We start from the raw sequence: 17,651 nt of genomic DNA, 5'->3' as shown, positions 1-17,651 counted from the left end.
TATAAAGCCAACTAGTCAGTTGGCTTTATTTTTTGTGCAACAAACGAGTCAGTTGAAAGGAAAGATCAGAGAAGATCACCTTTCCATTCCCATTTCTTTCCACATGGAAAATAGCATCTTCCAATACTTTAAATATATCGGTAATATTGCTCCCAGAGATAAATTCCGAAAACTTATTGAATTTAAAATTTGCGTTATAGGGTGATAAGTAAACCAAAGAATCCACCTTATAATTGCTAAGCAAAGCTTGACGAAAAAACTGTATGCAATAATTTAAAAATCGCTTTTGAGTCTCACGGGTCTCTTTAGACAATTGGTCTGACCAGTCTAATAAATCAGTAAGCACATGCTTATTTCCTTTAGCTCTAAAGGCACTTCGCACCCAAGTAATAAACCACTCTTCAAAAAGTTCATCATCTGAATTATGTTCAACCAAATGGAGAGCTTTAGAAAAACTACCATCAGCCTGATAAGCTATTTTTAGAGCTTCTGATTCAGTAATATCAAATTTGGACACTAAACCTTTAATAATATCCGCTTCTCCTATAGGAGGGAAATCTAAACGTTGACATCGAGAACGGATAGTTTGCAGGATATCTTCAGGGGAATCGGTAATTAAAATAAAATAGGTGTTATTGGGGGGTTCCTCAATCAACTTCAATAATTTATTGGAAGCGGCTGAATTCATTTTATCTGCACACCAAATAATCATTACTTTGGGGCCTCCTTCAAAAGATTTGAGTGAAAGTAATTTCACAATATGAGCGGCTTCATCGACATTGATGTTACCTTGCTTTTTCTCAATACCAACTTTTTGATACCAATCATAAAGACTTTGATAAGGGTTTTGACTTACAAAAGATCTCCATTCATATATGAAATCTAGCGAATTAGGCTTTTTTGAAGAAGAACTCGTTGTATTGATAGGATAAACGAAATGTAAGTCGGGATGAGTAAGTTGATCAAAACTTCTAGAAATACGATCTCCCTTGGAAGGGCTAGAGTACTGTATCATCAAAGTCCTAGCAAAAGCAATAGCCATTGGTAAAGTGCCAGATCCTATGGAGCCTGTAAAAAGTTGTGCATGTGCAACACGGTTATTTTGTACACTAGAAACCAAATGGTTTTTAAGGTGTTGTAAACCTAGGATGTCTTCAAATCTCATATCGCTAAAATAACAAAGCCTAGGTGCATTTAAAAAAATATTTAATTAAATTTGAATTTCATTTAATAAATGAAAATACATGAAGACAATTGACGATTATAATTTTAAGAATAAAAAAGCTTTAGTAAGAGTAGACTTCAACGTGCCTTTGAGTAAAGGACTTGAGGTCGCAGATAAAAGCAGAATTGAAGGAGCAAAACCAACACTAATAAAAATACTTGAGGACGGTGGAAGTGCAATTCTAATGTCTCATCTAGGACGACCAGAAGGTAAAGAAGAAAAATATTCTTTAAAACATATAAAATCTGAAGTTTCTGATGTTTTGGGAGTGAAAGTCAAATTTATTGAAGATTGTGTTGGGAAAAAGGTCGAAGAGGCCGCTGGAGCTTTAAAACCTGGAGAAATCTTGCTTCTAGAGAACCTAAGATTTTACCCAGAAGAAAAGGAGGGAAATGAAGAATTTGCCGAAAAACTATCTAAACTTGGAGATATTTACGTGAATGATGCCTTTGGAACAGCTCACAGAGCACATGCCTCTACAACAGTCGTTGCTAAATTCTTTAAGGATAAAGCCATGGGATACTTACTTCAAAAAGAAGTTGAGAGTCTGGATAAAGTTCTAAATTCTAATGAAAAGCCAGTAACTGCAGTTCTTGGTGGTGCAAAGGTATCCTCAAAAATTACAGTAATCGAAAATATTCTAGCTAAGATTGATCACCTCATCATTGGAGGCGGTATGGCTTTTACGTTTGTTAAAGCAAAAGGAGGTCATATTGGAGAATCTTTGGTTGAAAATGATAAACAAGAGTTAGCACTAGAGATTCTAAAAAAGGCTGAGGAACAGAATGTGGAAGTACATTTGCCTGTAGATAGTATAGTAACTCAGGAATTTGACAATGATTCTGAAATCAAAATTGAAGATATCAATACTATTTCTGAAGGTTGGATGGGATTAGACGCTGGACCACAATCGAGAGATAATTTTGCAAAAATAATTGCGAAGTCAAAAATAATTTTGTGGAATGGTCCACTTGGTGTTTTTGAAATGGATACCTTTTCTAAAGGAACTATAGCTCTAGGCGAAGCCATAGCAAACGCAACGGAAAAAGGGGCATTCTCTCTAGTAGGTGGAGGTGATAGTGTCTCGGCAGCAAAAAAATTCGGGTTTGATACTAAGGTTAGTTATGTGTCTACAGGAGGGGGAGCAATGTTGGAAATGCTAGAAGGAAAAAGCTTACCAGGCATTGAAGCTTTAAAATAAAAAAATATATTCATTTATAAAGCAATATCTTTAAGACTGATAGATATTGCTTTTTTAGTTTATAATTATGCTTAAACCTTTGTTTACGTATCAAAATAAGGAGAAACTAAAATCCAGAAAAATAATCAAATACATATTTGAGGAAGGAAAATCTATAAAAACATATCCCCTTTTAATTCGATATGTGGAGAGCGAACTAGAGTATCAACAAGTGGGTGTAAGTGTGTCCAAACGAAATTTTAAAAAAGCAGTAGATCGCAATAGGATCAAAAGGCAACTCAGAGAAGCATACCGATTGCATAAAAGTCAGATATTAGATAAAAATAAAAGCTATTCGGTGATGATACTCTATATAGGGAAAACACATTTAGAGTCTGAAAAAATTCACAAAGTAATGCATACTTTGCTAAACGATATAAAGTGATGATAAAACGCATACAACTTATTATCCTTACTGCTATAGTGGCAGTAACTTCATACGGGTTTACAACCTATAAAAACGATTTCTTTGAAATTGCTAAGCAGATAGAAATCTTTACGAATCTGTACAAAGAAGTCAATATGAATTATGTGGATGAGGTAAATCCGGCAGAATTGATGAATACAGCTATAGAAGCTATGCTCGAGGATTTGGATCCTTACACAGTCTATTGGAATGAGCAGGAAATCCAAAATGCAAGAATTCGAAACTCTGGGAATTATACTGGAATTGGAGCAGATATCATAAGTAAATCTAATGCTATTGTTATCAGAAATATAATCAAGTCATCCCCTGCAGATAAAGCAGGTTTAAAAATTGGGGATGAAATATTCAAAATTGGAGATATACAAGTCAAAGACTATAATGAAGATGCGGGCGAGTTACTTAAAGGTGCTCCAAAGTCCGAAGTTATTTTAGAATTAAAACGTCATACTACAAATAAAAAGATCACCTTAGAAAGAGGAGTTGTTAATATAAAAGCAGTGCCTTTTTATAAACTTTTAAAAAATAATACTGGATATATAGTCCTCTCAAAATTTACACGATCTGCATCTTCTGAAGTTAGTGAAGCCTTTCAGGATTTGAAAAAACAGGGAGCTACTCAAATTATACTAGACCTAAGAAATAATCCAGGTGGTTTATTATCGGAGGCAGTAAACGTAAGTAATATTTTTATTGAGAAAGGAACGACCATCACCTTTACGAAATCAGCTATAGAAAAATATAATCAAACCTACACTACTCAAAATAAAGCCCTTGACACAAATATTCCCGTAGCCGTTTTGATTAATGAAAATAGTGCCTCAGCTAGTGAAATTGTTTCTGGTAGCTTACAAGATTTGGATCGAGGTATCATCATAGGCAGTAGAAGTTTTGGGAAAGGTCTTGTGCAAAGACCCAAGAAATTAAACTACGGAACTCAAGCTAAAATTACGATTTCAAGATATTATACACCTAGTGGAAGATGTATACAAGCCTTAGATTATCTGGATGGGAAAAGTATAAGAAAGAATAAAGATAAATATACAGAGTTTAAAACAAAAAATGGAAGAAGTGTCTACGATGGCGGTGGTGTAAGACCAGATATAGAAGTGGATGAAGAAAAAGAAAATGAACTTGTAAAAGAAATTATTAAAGAAAACTTGATTTTTGATTTTGCCAACACATACCTAAATGAAAAAGAAGGATTAACTCTTGAGACCTTTGTAATGAATACAAGTGTAATAAATAATTTTCAAAAGTTTATTGATAAAAAAGACTTTAAATTTGAAACAAAAACTGATCAAAAAATAAAAGAACTTGAACAGATAGCAAAAAACGAAAATTTCCTGAAATCTATAGAAAGCTCAATTATGGAGCTAAAGAAAAACCTTCAAAATGAAAAAGAAAATCTTTTGGAGGAAGAATCAGAAACCCTTCGAAAGTTAATAACTGAAGCTATCATAAGAAAGTTAGGCTATGATGAAGCTGTTTACAATTACTATACACAAGAAGGTGAAGTCATCAATAAAGCTTTAAAAGCCTTAAATAATAAAGCACAGTATAAAGAAATTTTAGGATTTTAGGAATAAAAAGTCTTACACCAAAATAATTTTTAATGTCGTGTGAGTATATTTAATTATACTACGACGTAGTTCAACATAGGTTTTTTGTTAAAAGCAAACAAAAAATACCTGTGGTAAATTCCTATCGGTAAAAGGATTTATTACGATATTATAGGTTTAATTTGGTATGAGTTAAAATTTAAATTTTCATAAGTTTCATTCCAATATGAGGTATACCATCTTCTAGATAACCTTCTCCATCAATTTGAAATCCATGCAATTCATAGAACTTAATTAAATACCGCTGAGCAGAGATTTTAATAATAGCTTTTTTATAGTTAGCATGGGAAAAAACTATACTTCTATCCATTACATCGTGTCCTAAATTTAATTTTCTATGAGTATCCTTTACAATGACTCTACCTATACTTAATTCTTCAAAATAAGCCCCTGGTGGAAGGATTCTAGAATAAGCCACTAAAGTTTTATCATCATAGAATAAAACATGAAAAGCTTTATCATCATACCCATCTATATCTTGATATACGCAATCTTGTTCAACCACAAAAACTTCAGATCTCAGCTGAAGGAAATCATAAACCTGTGTTGAAGTGAGTTTTGAATAAGGGAGAATTTCTGTTGTCATTAATCTTGGACTATAATGTTTTTATTATCTGTTTTATTAAATTCAGGTTGTATGTTGATGTGATTGATTCCAAATTCAGAAAAAAGGATATCTTCTATTTGAACTAAAATCTTATCAAATTCTGATAAGGTGATATCCTTGTCAAAGTCGATTTCTGCCTCTAGATGAACTTCGTCTTCGTTCAATTGCCATATATGAACATGGTGCATGTTTTTGACGGTTGATAATTTATTGATTCTAGCCACAATGTCGTCAATTTCAATAGTGCTTGGTGTAAAGAGCATTAAAACTTTAAATGAATTTTTAAAAAGTTCAAAACCTACGAAAATAAGATAGACAGCAATGGCTGCAGTAAGTAGACTGTCTAGCCAGTATACTTCGTAATACTTCATTAAAAGACCACCCACAAGTACGGCTACAGATGCCAACATATCTGTAAGTAAATGAAGGTAAGCAGAAGCAATATTCATATTGGACTTTCTATCTTTTAAAAGAAGCAAAACGCTAAAACCATTTCCTATAATAGCTACGACCGAAAGCCAAATAACAAGAGTAGAATCTATGGCTTGAGGATTTAAAAATCGCAAAATAGATTCTTTAATAAGGATAATGGCTATAATAATAAGACTCGCAGAATTGACAAATGCAGCAATTATTTCAGCGCGTTTATAACCAAAGGTTTTATTGGATGTAGCACTTTTCTTAGAATACTTAGAAGCTACATAACTGATGATAAGAGAAACGACGTCTGTAAAATTATGGAGCGCATCAGATAGTAAAGCTAAACTCCCACTGATGATTCCACCTATAACTTGGGCAAGAGTAATTCCTATATTTAAAAATATAGAAACAAGAAGATTGGTTTGTGACCTTTGATGTGAATGATTATGACTCAAAATAAACTAATGACATGCAATTTTATCTACTCTATGATGATGACGGCCACCATCGAAAGGAGTTTTTAAAAAAACTGTTACAAAATCTAGCGCTTCTTCTAAAGAAACAAATCTTGAAGGAATACTCAGTACATTTGCATTATTATGCTGTTTTGCTAAAGCTACCAATTCACTAGTCCAACACAGTGCAGAGCGTATTCCTTGGTGTTTATTAGCGGTCATATTAGCCCCATTACCGCTTCCACAAATAATGATTCCTAAACTTGAGGTTCCATCTTCAACATCTATAGCTACAGGATGAACGAAATCAGGATAATCAACGCTATCCTCAGAATTGGTACCATGATTATGTACCTCAATATTTTGGGACTTAAGATAATCTACAATTTTATTTTTGTAAAACGTCCCAGCATGATCATTACCAATTGAAATTATCATAAGTATGTAATTATAAAGTTGGATAACAAAGTTAAGGTTTATTAAATAAAAAGACTTTGAAAAAAACAAGATAAAAGTTAATCTCCTGTTTATAAACAGATTGTAAAATTGAAAAAAGGTTATCCATAAATTGTGGAAAACTTTTGAATCATATCAGTTTGATAGACTTCAATTTTAAGGAAAATGTGGATAACTTATGTAAAAAAAGCATGAGCATAATTTGGTATTTCAAAGGAAAAAATCAGGTAGATAAAAATGTGATTTACTAAAATATTCAATCCCCTATTTTCGAAAAAGTTTTGCGTTCGATATATAAAGTTATCCACACCTATTAACAAAAAACTTGTAAGTAGTAACTTGTGGAAAGTAAATATTAAACTGTGGATAACTTTATAATAGACCAATAAAAATCAATGCTTTAAAGACTATAAATAGTGTGGAGAAATTGTGAATAAACTAGATTTAATTGGAAACAGAATATGATAAGAAAAAGTTTTCCAGTTGTACACGGGCAATAACATACATCAAATTTGAAATAAAATTTTTTAAAAAAAGTGGTGGTTAATATATAGTGTGGAAAACTTTAAAAAGAAAATTTGAAAATGGATTTTAAAAAGGGAATAGTGAATGGTAAATTTAAATTGAAGTAGATAAATTAAACGATATGAAGATGGTTTTCAAAATTATAATCTGAAAAAATCTTTTTAGCTTCTTTCAGATCTTCTGGATGTACTTTTAAAAATATGCCACCAAGTGCGTTGGAATAAAATGGAATAACACCAATAACAGTTTCATTTTGAAAAAAAAATCTGATGTCTTCTTTTTCAAGCAGTAATTTTAAAACGGTATATTCGTGAGGATAAGTAAAAACAGCTAGCTGAATAAAGTTATTCATATTTTTATGTGTAAAGTAAGAAATATAGTTAAACTTGGTAAAATTTTAGTTGAGTTTTATGCTTTATTGAAGGAATTCTAAAGCTATATTCATAAATTATAGTAATTAAACATCTACAATAGATAATTATTTATTTAAATTGTTTTTAAAAATTACACTAATCGTGTAATTACATATTTGTTATGATTTTGATTTAACAAAATTATTCCTGCATTAATCACGATATTAGTTTCGTATTTTTTTTATTAACTGTGTGTTTAACAACCGAATAGTGTTATCAATTACATTACAAAGAAAAGCGCAACAAATAGAAAGTTATTTATGTTCAGTGTTCCTGGCACTGATGGCTAAGAAACAAATGAGATTATCAGTACAAAAATCTTAATCGAGGGAGACGTAGCGAAATGGAATGCTAATTTAAAGTTTATAGTCATTATCTACAATATGGTTTAAGACGGTATCTTTCGGCTGCAATACGAAGAATTTTTAAGCAAATTGATTCGACAACAATAAGAACACTAGCTTTAGTAGCTTGTATTGGGAATGATACTTTTAAATAAAATAGTGATGAGGCAAAGAGATGACGAAAATATTCCAATAGGTATACATTGCAATTGCAAACACAAAAAAAGATAGACCTAAAGAAGTTTTATAAAATAAATTAAAAATACCTTCAGTTATATTTCGATGAATCTATTCAAAAATTCTAAAGGAGGTGTTTAGAAAAGACTTTTAGAAAGTCTAATGATAGCTATCATAACAGTAAAGGAAATACCCTACAGATATTTAATTGTTAAATGATTAGTATTGTGGACTTAACAAAGATTTAGTACAGCGATTCAAGTTTCAAATTATATTATCTTATTTTAGCAAAGATTATTTTAAATATTTATGAGTAAAAAGAAAAAAAAAAAACAGCCTTTCCAGTCAACACCGGAGAGGGATGGAGGCTTATCAAAGAAGATATTAGACCTCTTTAAGAAGCAACCAGAAAAAGGATTTGACTTTAAATATATTCTAGAAAAGTTAAAAATTGACGATACCAAAACTAGAAATTCTGTTATTCGTCTACTAGGTCAACTTACTGCAAAAGGTCAATTAAAACAGATTGAAGATAAACAATTTCAGTTTGCAGCTGTAGATGATTTCCATACCGGAACTATCGATATGACGTCTCGTGGAGATGCGTATGTCGTTATAGAAGATATGGAACAAGACGTCTATATTACAAACAAGAATTTGAATCACGCTTTGGATGGAGATGAAGTTAAAATCTACGTTTTCAAAAAAAGAGAAAAATCAAAGTCTGAAGGTGAAGTTATTTCTATACTTACGCGTTATAAAACTGATTTTGTAGGAGTTTTACATAAACAAGAAAAATTTGGTTTTGTTGTTGTTGGTAATTCAAAAATGTATACAGATATTTTTGTACCCAACGACAAAATGCACGGTGCCGAAGATGGTCTCCTTGTAAAAGTAAGAATAGTACAATGGAAGGATAAAGATGATTCACCAAAAGGTGAGATCACAGAAGTGCTTGGGGTTCCTGGAGAGCACAATACAGAAATGCATGCGATTTTAGCAGGCTATGGTTTACCAGAACAATTTCCACCCGAAGTAGAAGAATTTGCTAATGGTATAGATACCAAAATCCATTCTTCAGAAATAAAGAAAAGAAGAGACCTTCGAGACACCCTCACTTTCACTATTGATCCTGCAGATGCCAAAGATTTTGATGATGCCTTAAGCTTCAAAAAAATGGACAATGGTAACTATGAAATAGGAATTCACATTGCCGATGTTGCACATTACGTCCAGCCAGGAACTATTTTGGATGATGAAGCCTACAACAGAGCAACTTCTATTTATTTGGTAGATCGTGTGGTACCTATGCTCCCAGAAATATTATCTAATGGAGCTTGTTCTCTTAGACCCAATGAAGAAAAATATACCTTTTCAGCTTTATTTGAATTAACGCCAAGAGGAGATGTGAAAAGTGAATGGTTTGGAAGAACAGTAACCTATTCTGATGCCAGATTTGCTTACGAAGAAGCTCAATTTGTTATCGATTCTAAAGATAAACACATTCCATCAGATATTTCGTTGTCTAAGAAAGCATACGATATCCAGCCAGAATTAGTTGACGCTATAACGACGATGAATGACCTATCTAAAATCATGCGTAAAGAGCGTATGAACCAAGGTGCTATTTCTTTTGATAAGGTGGAAGTTAAATTCCATTTGGACGAAGACAATAATCCTAAAGGAGTATATGTGAAAACAAGTCAAGATGCTAATAAGTTGATAGAAGAATTTATGCTTTTGGCCAATAGAAAAGTATCTGAATTCATAGGGAAACGCAAACCACCAAAAACTTTTGTGTTCCGTTGCCACGATGAACCTCAACCAGACAGGTTGGAAGCCTTAAATACAGTAGTTTCCAAATTTGGATATTCTCTTGATTTTAAAAATAAAAAAAATATTGCCAACACATTAAATGGTTTATTAGAAGATGTAAAAGGCAAAAAAGAACAAAATCTTGTAGATACACTTACCATAAGAACGATGAGTAAAGCCTACTACTCTACTCAAAATATTGGGCATTACGGTTTAGCTTTCGACTATTATTCTCATTTTACATCGCCCATAAGACGTTATCCAGACGTCATGGCTCACCGACTTTTACAACGCTATATAGATAAGGAACAAAGTGCTAGTGAAACGGAGTATGAAGAGAAGTGTAAGCACTCTAGTGAGATGGAAAAACTAGCGACTAATGCAGAGCGAGATTCTATAAAGTACATGCAGGTTAAGTATATCCAAGACCAAGAAGAAACAGAATATAAAGGTGTTATTTCTGGTGTGACAGATTTTGGAATCTTTATTGAAATTTCAGAGAACAAATGCGAAGGGATGGTTCGACTAAAAGATATTTCTGATGATCATTACGATTTTAACGAAGAACACTATGCCATCATAGGACGTCGTACAAAGAAGATGTATCAACTTGGAGAAGAAGTCTATGTTCGCGTTAAAAAGGCAGACTTAGTGAAAAGAACTATAGATTTTGAACTGCTAGGTTCTGTTGAAGAAGTGGACATAGAAAACGAATTATAGAAGTAGTAAAATTTATAAAAAATCCTGAATCAATCTCCTGCAGTCGGGTTCAGGAGATTGATTCAGGATTTTTTGTTTGATTTAAAGTATAAAATCAAATAAGTAATTCACACTTTCATAAGTATTGAAAATCAATTTTTTTTTAATTTATTCTGATTTCGCCTTCGTTAACCTAAAAGCTTAAACATACATTTCTTAATGCTTTGTTATGGCAATATAATCCAAAGCGATAAAGATGAATAATTAAAGTAAGATTTTAAAAGTAGATGAGCAGCTTAAAGGTAATGATGATAATGATTTATTCTATAATATCTAATAAATTCTTAAGAAAACACAATAGAATTTAGCTACCAAATGAAATATGCTATATTGAATATGTATAAAAATAACCACCTTATACCTATTCTATTATGGCTAAAAGAACTTCTGTAAATGACATTAAAGACATTGAAGATCTAGATAATCTTGGGGAAATCGTAAAAGACAAACGCAAGCATAAACGCACTAGTGATAAAAAAGAACGCCGCAACCGGCATTATGTCAAGCTATTGATAAAGCAGCAAGTTACCCATAAGGAAGATGAGGACTCTTTTTTATAAAGACTTACAAATAAAAGACTGTTGAATGTCACCACTCATCCCTCAAGGTGATTTTGTCATGCTGAACTTGTTTCAGTATCTCACTCTGATATCAAAAACCAAAAATATTACCATCAATAGAAAAGTTTACAGTAGGAAATAATAAACTTTAAAGGCTTCGAAACTCAAAATAAACATTGATCTCATAAAAATGCGATTTACATTTGTATGCATTTTAAATTCATAATTAAATGAAGCTCATCTTTAAATCCATAAATAAAGGAGATCAAAATGAAGTTTTGAAGTTGTTTAAAAAATCAGCCGAGAAAATTAATAGACTGAATATTGATCATTGGCAATATTGGAAAAACCCACCTTCAGAAAAAATAAAATGGGTGGAAGAAGGTATTGAAAATAATGAATATTTTTTTGTTCAAAATACCCATTATGAAACTCTAGGGATGGTCAGAATTTTAGAGCAAGACTTAGTGTATTGGGGAGAACAAAGTGAGAAAGCTAAATACATCCATTCATTAGTGGTAAAAGAGAAGTACAATGGAAATGGAATTGGATCTTTAATACTTCATAACGTAGCAAATGATGCTAAAGTGAAACACTGTAAATATTTAAGATTAGATGTGGATTCCAAAAACTCAAAGCTATGCAAGTATTACGAAAAGCAGGGATTCAAAAAAGTTGGAATAAAGAAATTACCTTTATCTGTTTACACTCTTTATCAAAAAAAACTAATCTAAAACTTGCCAACAATAAATCTTTAGTAATTTTAAATCAATTGCTCAATAACAAATGAATTGCCATTAAATGACACCTCCTCCCCTATTGTTTTGCCCATAAGCAATTCTCCAATGGGTGTGCTAGGTGAAATGGCTTAAAAGCTTTTTTCACTACTTTTCAGTGCCCCCAGGCTAACGGCTATAAAATAATGAGCTTTTGAGGTGTATACCAGACTACCTAACCCCACATGTGTTGTTTTTTTTTCGATATTTATTTTAGAGAGGGCTGTTCTCAGCTTGTTGATCTCAGCGAGTTGCCGCCCTGCTTTTTCACGCTCCAGTTGAAGCATAGCCCGTCCAGTCTCATGCTTATCACCAGCGCTACTTTTAGTTTCTGAAAGCAGGCTGTTTTGGATATCTGAGATATGACCTTGAATGCTTTTAAACCGCGTATCCACAAGTTGGACACACTGGTTATATAAGTCCTGTTTGGTGCTCATATAGGATTGTAATTTTAGAATTTAGTCGCTTTTGTTTCAGATGTAACTAGTAAGTAAAGATTGATAAATATAATATAGTCTATGGGATAAATTAGAGTTCTATTTTTTGAGATATAATAAAATAAGAACGAAAAACCAGAATTACATCAAATTGCTAATAAAGTTACACATCACGCATAAAAGAGAGGGAAATTACGGTTCATCCTAGTGATCCAACCATTCATAGAATACTATTTACTTAGCCAAAGTTGTTTAGACATATTTGCTCTCATAAACTAAAAAACAAAGCTTATGAGAGTCTTATTGGTACTATCTCTTTTATTATTTGGTACTCAAATTATAGCGCAACACCAAATTTCAGGTGCGATTAAAGGACAACGTGGTCTCCCTATTACTGGAGCGAATGTTTATATAGTGGGTTCTTACGATGGGGCCACTACAAATTTAGAAGGGAAATTTTCTTTTTCGACTTCAGAAACTGGAATTAAAACCCTGTATGTTTCTTTTTTGTCTTTTGAGGATTACTCTTTGACTGCAAATCTTTCAGAGTTTAAAAACTTAGAAATCAAGTTGAAAGAAGATGTGAATATGTTGGATGCTGTAATGTTATCTACAGGGACGTTCGAGGCTGGTGAGAATTCTAGAGTTACCGCTTTAAAACCTTTAGATGTAGTGACTACAGCAAGTGCTCTTGGAGACTTCTTGGGTGCTTTACAAACCTTACCAGGAACATCTACAGTGGGCGAAGATGGCAGATTATTTATAAGGGGTGGTGGCGCAGATGAAACTCAGATATTTATTGATGGCATGAGAGTATTTGCCCCTTATACACCTACAGCCAATAATATCCCAACTCGGGGACGGTTTTCTCCTTTTCTTTTTAAGGGAATTTCGTTTTCAACAGGCGGGTATTCTGCAGAATATGGTCAAGCTTTATCTGGAGTTTTGAAATTAAATACCATTGATGAACCGGATCAAGAAAAAACAGAGGTATCATTAATGACTGTTGGTCTTGGCGTTGGGAATACTCAAAAGTGGGACAAAAGTTCACTTAGTATCAATACGAATTACACAAACTTAGCCCCTTATACCGAAGCCTTACCTAATAGAAATGAATGGTTAAGCCCTATTCAATCTATGAATGGAGAAATTATTTACCGGTATAAAACCAATAATAGTGATATATTGAAATTGTATGGAGGTTACAGTTACACCGATTTAGATTTAATCCAACAAAACATCAATTTTGAAGAGGGCTTTCGTTTTGCTAACGAAAACAGAAATCTATACATCAACGGCTCTTATAAAAGCTTTCTTGGTAAAAGCTGGATACTCAATACCGGATTTTCATTGTCTAATGACAACAACAAATTGCAAGTTGGTGAGGATTTAATCGATAACAACGACAACTCTGCACACCTAAAAATAAAGCTCAGAAAACGTATCAATAACAACTTTGAATTCAATTTTGGTTCTGAATACTTTATAACAGATTTTGATGAGAATTTTGAAAGTAATCTACTTGGAAACTTCGATTATGGATTTCAAAGTAACATTTCTGCAGGGTTTGGTGAAGTTGATATTTTTTTCTCTAAAAAATTAGCAATGAACCTTGGCGGTAGAATTGATCACTATGAATTATGGAATCAAACTTTATTTTCGCCAAGAGGCTCAATTGCTTACAAGTCTGGAGAATTTTCACAATTTTCATTTGCTTATGGTAAGTTTTTTCAAAACCCAAGTGCCGATTTTTTAAAGTTTAATGATACTATCACTGCAGAGAACGCTTCTCATTTTATCGCTAATTTTCAATATGTAAAATCCAAGAAAATTTTTAGAGTAGAGGCCTATCATAAGACCTATGCTGATTTGGTAAAGTTTGATACAGAATTTCCCACTTTTACGAGTTCTTATAATTCGACAGGCTCTGGTTATGCTTCAGGAGTTGATTTGTTTTGGAGAGATAATGAATCCTTTAAAAATTTAGAATACTGGGCCTCTTATTCTTACTTAGATACAGAACGGGACTATAGAAATTTTCTTGAAAAGGCACGCCCTGCTTTTGCATCTGAACATAATCTCTCTTTGGTAGCAAAGTATTGGATTGAAGACTGGAAGAGTCAATTGGGTTTTAGCCATGTTTTTGCTTCAGGCAGAAATTATACCGATCCCAATTCTAATGGGTTTTTAAATCGAGAAACCAAAAATTTTAATTCACTGAGTTTCAATTGGGCTTACCTCATTGATAAACAGAAAATTCTATATTTTGCTGTGAGCAATGTGTTAGGCACACGAAATATATTTGGCTACAACTACGCCAATGAAATGGATATGAGTGGTGTTTTCCAGAGAGAAGCTATTTTGCCAAATACCGATCAGTTTTTCTTTGTTGGTTTTTTCTGGACCCTTAGCGATGATAAAAAATCAAATCAATTGAATAATCTATAAGTGTTTACGATTCAGTATCAAAATACATCAACTCGTCATTTAGGAGTTGTAAAAAGCTAAATTATAATCGATCTTTAACTCAAAATAAAAACTATGAAAACAATCAGCTATTTATCAATTTTAATCTTGTTTGCTATGCAGTCTTATGCGCAATCAGAAAACAAAATCGACTTGACACTCGAGTTTGAAGCCACAGAATTCGACGGTGGCAGTATTTTATTTGCCCTTTTTAATTCAGAGGACAGTCACATGGAAAATAACTATAAAGCAGCTTCATCTAGTTTTAAAGACGGCAAGGCTAAAATTGTTATAGAAAATTTGCCAGAGGGGTTTTACAGTTTCTCCTACTATCACGATGTGAACAGTAATGGTGAATTAGATAAAAACATGGTAGGGATTCCCAAAGAACCTTATGGATTTTCCAATGGTCAAAAAGGCAATTTTGGACCACCAAATTTTCAAGAATCTAAAATTGAGATTAAAACCGATACAGTCATTCAACTCAAAATAAAATAAGCATTATGAAAATACTATCTATTTTTATCATTACTATGATCTTAGGTTTGAATATAAACGCTCAAACTTCTTATGAAAAAGGCATGGAAGAAGCCTTTAATCTTTGGGAAGAAGAAAAGATCATGGAAGCTTCCAATCTCTTTGAACGCATTGCAAAAGCAGAAAAAGACAATTGGATCCCACCTTTTTATGCAGGCTATACACTAGTGATTTCTTCTTTTGAAGCGAAAGATGAGGCAACTTTTAAATTGAAGATTGAAAAAGCCACTGAACTTTTGAGTCAAGCGTCAAGCAGTTCACCTAACAATCCTGAAATTATGATTGTGAAAGCTCTGGCAAACACTGCTTACATAAATTTTGATAGTCAAAAATATGGTATGACTTTATCTGGAAAAAACGAATATATTTATCAAGCGGCGCTTAAAATAGCCCCAAATAACCCGAGGGTTATTCTTTCCAAAGCCGAATGGGATATGGGGTCAGCCCAATTTTTTGGCAGTTCTATCGAACCTTATTGCAAAGACATTAAAAGGGCCTTAGGGTTTTTTCAAAATGAAGAAAAATCAGAGGTAAAGTTTTATCCAGATTGGGGAGAGAAAAAAGCTCAAAAAATCCTAGACGATTGTGAAGGGTAATACTTACAGAATTAATTAACAAACTCACTATCTCAGCAAAGTTCTTAGCGCGTTTAATTTTTGTTCTTAAGAGTTAGCCTACCTAAGACAAAACATCCTGCTAAGGCCTTTACCTGAGGTCTAATATAGCTGTATCCTTCGCCTAATTAAAAGTAAAGATGAGATAATACCAATTTAGACCTATACTTCCACGAAAAAAGCCTTTACCGAAACGAATTCGGCAAAGGCTTTTTTCGCCTTTTTGATCGAAAACATACAGATTCCTCATCGAAGCAAAAACAGCTTCTTTGTCGGAATGACAACACGCCTCTGTCATTCTGAAGGAGCCTTTCGCTACTGAAGAATCTTTCCTATCGAAAACATGCAGATTCCTCGTCAAAGCAAAAACAGCTTTTCTGTCGGAACGACAACACACCTCTGTTATTCTGAAGGAGCTTTTAGCGACTGAAGAATTTTTCCTATCGAAAACATAAAGGTTCCTTGCTGAAACATACAGATTCCTCGTCAAAGCAAAAACAGCTTTTCTGTCGGAATGACAACACGCCTCTGTCATTCTGAAGGAGCTTTTTGCGACTGAAGAATCTTTCCTTAACGAAAACATACAGATTCCTCGTCAAAGCAAAAACAGCTTCTCTGTCGGAATGACAAAAAGATTCCTCGTCAAAGCAAAAACAGCTTTTCTGTCGGAATGACAACACGCCTCTGTCATTCTGAAGGAGCTTTTTGCGATTGAAGAATCGTTTCCTTTTGAAAATATAAAGGATTCCTCGTCAAAGCAAAAACAGCTTTTCTGTCGGAATGACAACACGCCTCTGTCATTCTGAAGGAGCCTTTCGCGACTGAAGAATCTTTCCTATCGAAAACATACAGATTCCTCGTCAAAGCAAAAACAGCTTTTCTGTCGGAATGACAACACGCCTCTGTCATTCTGAAGGAGCTTTTTGCGACTGAAGAATCTTTCCTTTTCGAAAACACACAGATTCCTCGTCAAAGCAAAAACAGCTTTTCTGTCGGAATGACAAAAAGATTCCTAATCGAAGAAAAACAACTTCTCTGTCGGAATGACAACACACTGCTGTTATTCTGAAGGAGCTTTTCGCGACTGAAGAATCGTTCCTTTTCGAAAACATACAGATTCCTTGCTGAAACAAAAAGATTCCTCGTCAAAGCAAAAACAGCTTTTCTGTCGGAACGACAACACACCTCTGTTATTCTGAAGGAGCTTTTCGCGACTGAAGAATTTTTCCTATCGAAAACATAAAGGTTCCTTGCTGAAACAAAAAGATTCCTCGTCAAAGCAAAAAAAGCTTTTCTGTCGGAACGACAAAAAGATTCCTCATCGAAGAAAAACAACTTCTCTGTCGGAATGACAACACGCTGCTGTCATTCTGAAGGAGCTTTTTGCGACTGAAGAATTAATCCTTTTCGAAAACATAAAGGTTCCTTGCTGAAACATACAGATTCCTTGCTTAAAGAAAAAGATTCCTCGTCAAAGCAAAAACAGCTTTTCTGTCGGAATGACAAAAAGATTCCTCGTCAAAGCAAAACAGCTTTTCTGTCGGAATGACAACACGCTGCTGTCATTCTGAAGGAGCTTTTCGCAACTGAAGAATCTTTCTCTATCGAAAACATACAGATTCCTCGTCAAAGAAAAAACAGCTTCTCTGTCGGAATGACAACACGCCTCTGTCATTTTGAAGGAGCTTTTTGCGACTGAAGAATCTTTCTTTTCCAAAGGCAATTAAATCTTATCGTTCAAAAGATCCCACTGTGGGTTAATATTATTAATTAACTCAA

Annotated in this window: 15 protein-coding genes; 9 read left to right on the top strand and 6 right to left on the bottom strand. The window is 33.4% G+C overall.

Annotated elements, in window-relative coordinates:
- Positions 1–25: 25 nt before the first annotated feature.
- Positions 26–1,165, bottom strand: coding sequence for a DNA polymerase III subunit (locus P700755_RS08670; RefSeq protein WP_015024304.1), 1,140 nt, complete (start codon positions 1,163–1,165; stop codon positions 26–28).
- Between the two features lie 79 nt (positions 1,166–1,244).
- Between P700755_RS08670 and P700755_RS08665 the strand changes: the two genes are divergently transcribed.
- From P700755_RS08665 to P700755_RS08655, 3 genes are all read left to right on the top strand, one after another.
- Positions 1,245–2,426 carry a phosphoglycerate kinase gene (locus tag P700755_RS08665; RefSeq protein ID WP_015024303.1) on the top strand — a complete coding sequence of 394 codons (1,182 nt, stop codon included), beginning with the start codon at positions 1,245–1,247 and terminating at the stop codon, positions 2,424–2,426.
- A gap of 67 nt (positions 2,427–2,493) precedes the next feature.
- Positions 2,494–2,850 (top strand): ribonuclease P protein component, encoded by a 357-nt coding sequence (rnpA, locus tag P700755_RS08660; RefSeq protein ID WP_015024302.1) that lies wholly within the window; start codon positions 2,494–2,496, stop codon positions 2,848–2,850.
- On the top strand, positions 2,850–4,472 hold the full coding sequence (locus tag P700755_RS08655) for a S41 family peptidase (protein ID WP_041758266.1): 1,623 nt from the start codon (positions 2,850–2,852) through the stop codon (positions 4,470–4,472). Before rnpA ends, P700755_RS08655 begins: the two co-directional genes overlap by 1 nt.
- Before the next feature lie 178 nt (positions 4,473–4,650).
- Here the strand turns inward: P700755_RS08655 and P700755_RS08650 are convergent, their stop codons facing one another.
- The 4 genes from P700755_RS08650 to P700755_RS08635 form a co-directional block, all read right to left on the bottom strand.
- Entirely contained in the window at positions 4,651–5,097 is a 447-nt protein-coding gene (locus P700755_RS08650; RefSeq protein ID WP_015024300.1) for a GNAT family N-acetyltransferase, read from the bottom strand.
- The gene (locus P700755_RS08645) at positions 5,097–5,993 is read right to left on the bottom strand and encodes a cation diffusion facilitator family transporter (RefSeq protein WP_015024299.1); all 897 of its coding nucleotides are present in this window, start codon (positions 5,991–5,993) and stop codon (positions 5,097–5,099) included. The genes P700755_RS08650 and P700755_RS08645 overlap by 1 nt, the downstream gene beginning before the upstream one ends.
- 6 nt (positions 5,994–5,999) lie before the next feature.
- Positions 6,000–6,431, bottom strand: coding sequence for a ribose 5-phosphate isomerase B (gene rpiB, locus P700755_RS08640; RefSeq protein ID WP_015024298.1), 432 nt, complete (start codon positions 6,429–6,431; stop codon positions 6,000–6,002).
- 655 nt (positions 6,432–7,086) lie between these two features.
- Entirely contained in the window at positions 7,087–7,326 is a 240-nt protein-coding gene (locus tag P700755_RS08635; RefSeq protein WP_015024297.1) for a hypothetical protein, read from the bottom strand.
- Between the two features lie 891 nt (positions 7,327–8,217).
- Here P700755_RS08635 and rnr point away from each other — a divergent pair.
- From rnr to P700755_RS08620, 3 genes are all read left to right on the top strand, one after another.
- Positions 8,218–10,443 (top strand): ribonuclease R, encoded by a 2,226-nt coding sequence (rnr, locus tag P700755_RS08630; protein WP_015024296.1) that lies wholly within the window; start codon positions 8,218–8,220, stop codon positions 10,441–10,443.
- 410 nt (positions 10,444–10,853) lie between these two features.
- Entirely contained in the window at positions 10,854–11,042 is a 189-nt protein-coding gene (locus tag P700755_RS08625) for a hypothetical protein (protein ID WP_015024295.1), read from the top strand.
- A 230-nt stretch (positions 11,043–11,272) separates the two neighbouring features.
- Positions 11,273–11,776, top strand: a complete 504-nt coding sequence (locus tag P700755_RS08620) for a GNAT family N-acetyltransferase (RefSeq protein WP_015024294.1) — start codon at positions 11,273–11,275, stop codon at positions 11,774–11,776.
- Positions 11,777–11,910: 134 nt separating this feature from the next.
- Here the strand turns inward: P700755_RS08620 and P700755_RS08615 are convergent, their stop codons facing one another.
- Positions 11,911–12,255: a hypothetical protein gene (locus tag P700755_RS08615; protein WP_015024293.1), complete on the bottom strand. Its 345-nt coding sequence runs from the start codon at positions 12,253–12,255 to the stop codon at positions 11,911–11,913.
- Between the two features lie 291 nt (positions 12,256–12,546).
- Here P700755_RS08615 and P700755_RS08610 point away from each other — a divergent pair, with 291 nt between their 5' ends.
- From P700755_RS08610 to P700755_RS08600, 3 genes are all read left to right on the top strand, one after another.
- On the top strand, positions 12,547–14,703 hold the full coding sequence (locus P700755_RS08610; RefSeq protein WP_015024292.1) for a TonB-dependent receptor: 2,157 nt from the start codon (positions 12,547–12,549) through the stop codon (positions 14,701–14,703).
- Between the two features lie 93 nt (positions 14,704–14,796).
- Positions 14,797–15,219 (top strand): DUF2141 domain-containing protein, encoded by a 423-nt coding sequence (locus tag P700755_RS08605; RefSeq protein WP_015024291.1) that lies wholly within the window; start codon positions 14,797–14,799, stop codon positions 15,217–15,219.
- Between the two features lie 5 nt (positions 15,220–15,224).
- Positions 15,225–15,854 (top strand): tetratricopeptide repeat protein, encoded by a 630-nt coding sequence (locus tag P700755_RS08600; RefSeq protein ID WP_015024290.1) that lies wholly within the window; start codon positions 15,225–15,227, stop codon positions 15,852–15,854.
- Positions 15,855–17,651: the final 1,797 nt, after the last annotated feature.

Source organism: Psychroflexus torquis ATCC 700755 (assembly GCF_000153485.2).
Lineage (GTDB): Bacteria > Bacteroidota > Bacteroidia > Flavobacteriales > Flavobacteriaceae > Psychroflexus > Psychroflexus torquis.
Note: the sequence above shows the minus strand (reverse complement) of the source record. Positions and strands in the feature narration are given on the sequence as shown.

Coding starts and splice junctions, on each gene's coding strand:
- P700755_RS08670 (WP_015024304.1), bottom strand. CDS start 1,165: ATGAGATTTGAAGACATCCTAGGTTTACAACACCTTAAAAACCATTTG.
- P700755_RS08665 (WP_015024303.1), top strand. CDS start 1,245: ATGAAGACAATTGACGATTATAATTTTAAGAATAAAAAAGCTTTAGTA.
- rnpA (WP_015024302.1), top strand. CDS start 2,494: ATGCTTAAACCTTTGTTTACGTATCAAAATAAGGAGAAACTAAAATCC.
- P700755_RS08655 (WP_041758266.1), top strand. CDS start 2,850: ATGATAAAACGCATACAACTTATTATCCTTACTGCTATAGTGGCAGTA.
- P700755_RS08650 (WP_015024300.1), bottom strand. CDS start 5,097: ATGACAACAGAAATTCTCCCTTATTCAAAACTCACTTCAACACAGGTT.
- rpiB (WP_015024298.1), bottom strand. CDS start 6,431: ATGATAATTTCAATTGGTAATGATCATGCTGGGACGTTTTACAAAAAT.
- P700755_RS08635 (WP_015024297.1), bottom strand. CDS start 7,326: ATGAATAACTTTATTCAGCTAGCTGTTTTTACTTATCCTCACGAATAT.
- rnr (WP_015024296.1), top strand. CDS start 8,218: ATGAGTAAAAAGAAAAAAAAAAAACAGCCTTTCCAGTCAACACCGGAG.
- P700755_RS08625 (WP_015024295.1), top strand. CDS start 10,854: ATGGCTAAAAGAACTTCTGTAAATGACATTAAAGACATTGAAGATCTA.
- P700755_RS08620 (WP_015024294.1), top strand. CDS start 11,273: ATGAAGCTCATCTTTAAATCCATAAATAAAGGAGATCAAAATGAAGTT.
- P700755_RS08615 (WP_015024293.1), bottom strand. CDS start 12,255: ATGAGCACCAAACAGGACTTATATAACCAGTGTGTCCAACTTGTGGAT.
- P700755_RS08610 (WP_015024292.1), top strand. CDS start 12,547: ATGAGAGTCTTATTGGTACTATCTCTTTTATTATTTGGTACTCAAATT.
- P700755_RS08605 (WP_015024291.1), top strand. CDS start 14,797: ATGAAAACAATCAGCTATTTATCAATTTTAATCTTGTTTGCTATGCAG.
- P700755_RS08600 (WP_015024290.1), top strand. CDS start 15,225: ATGAAAATACTATCTATTTTTATCATTACTATGATCTTAGGTTTGAAT.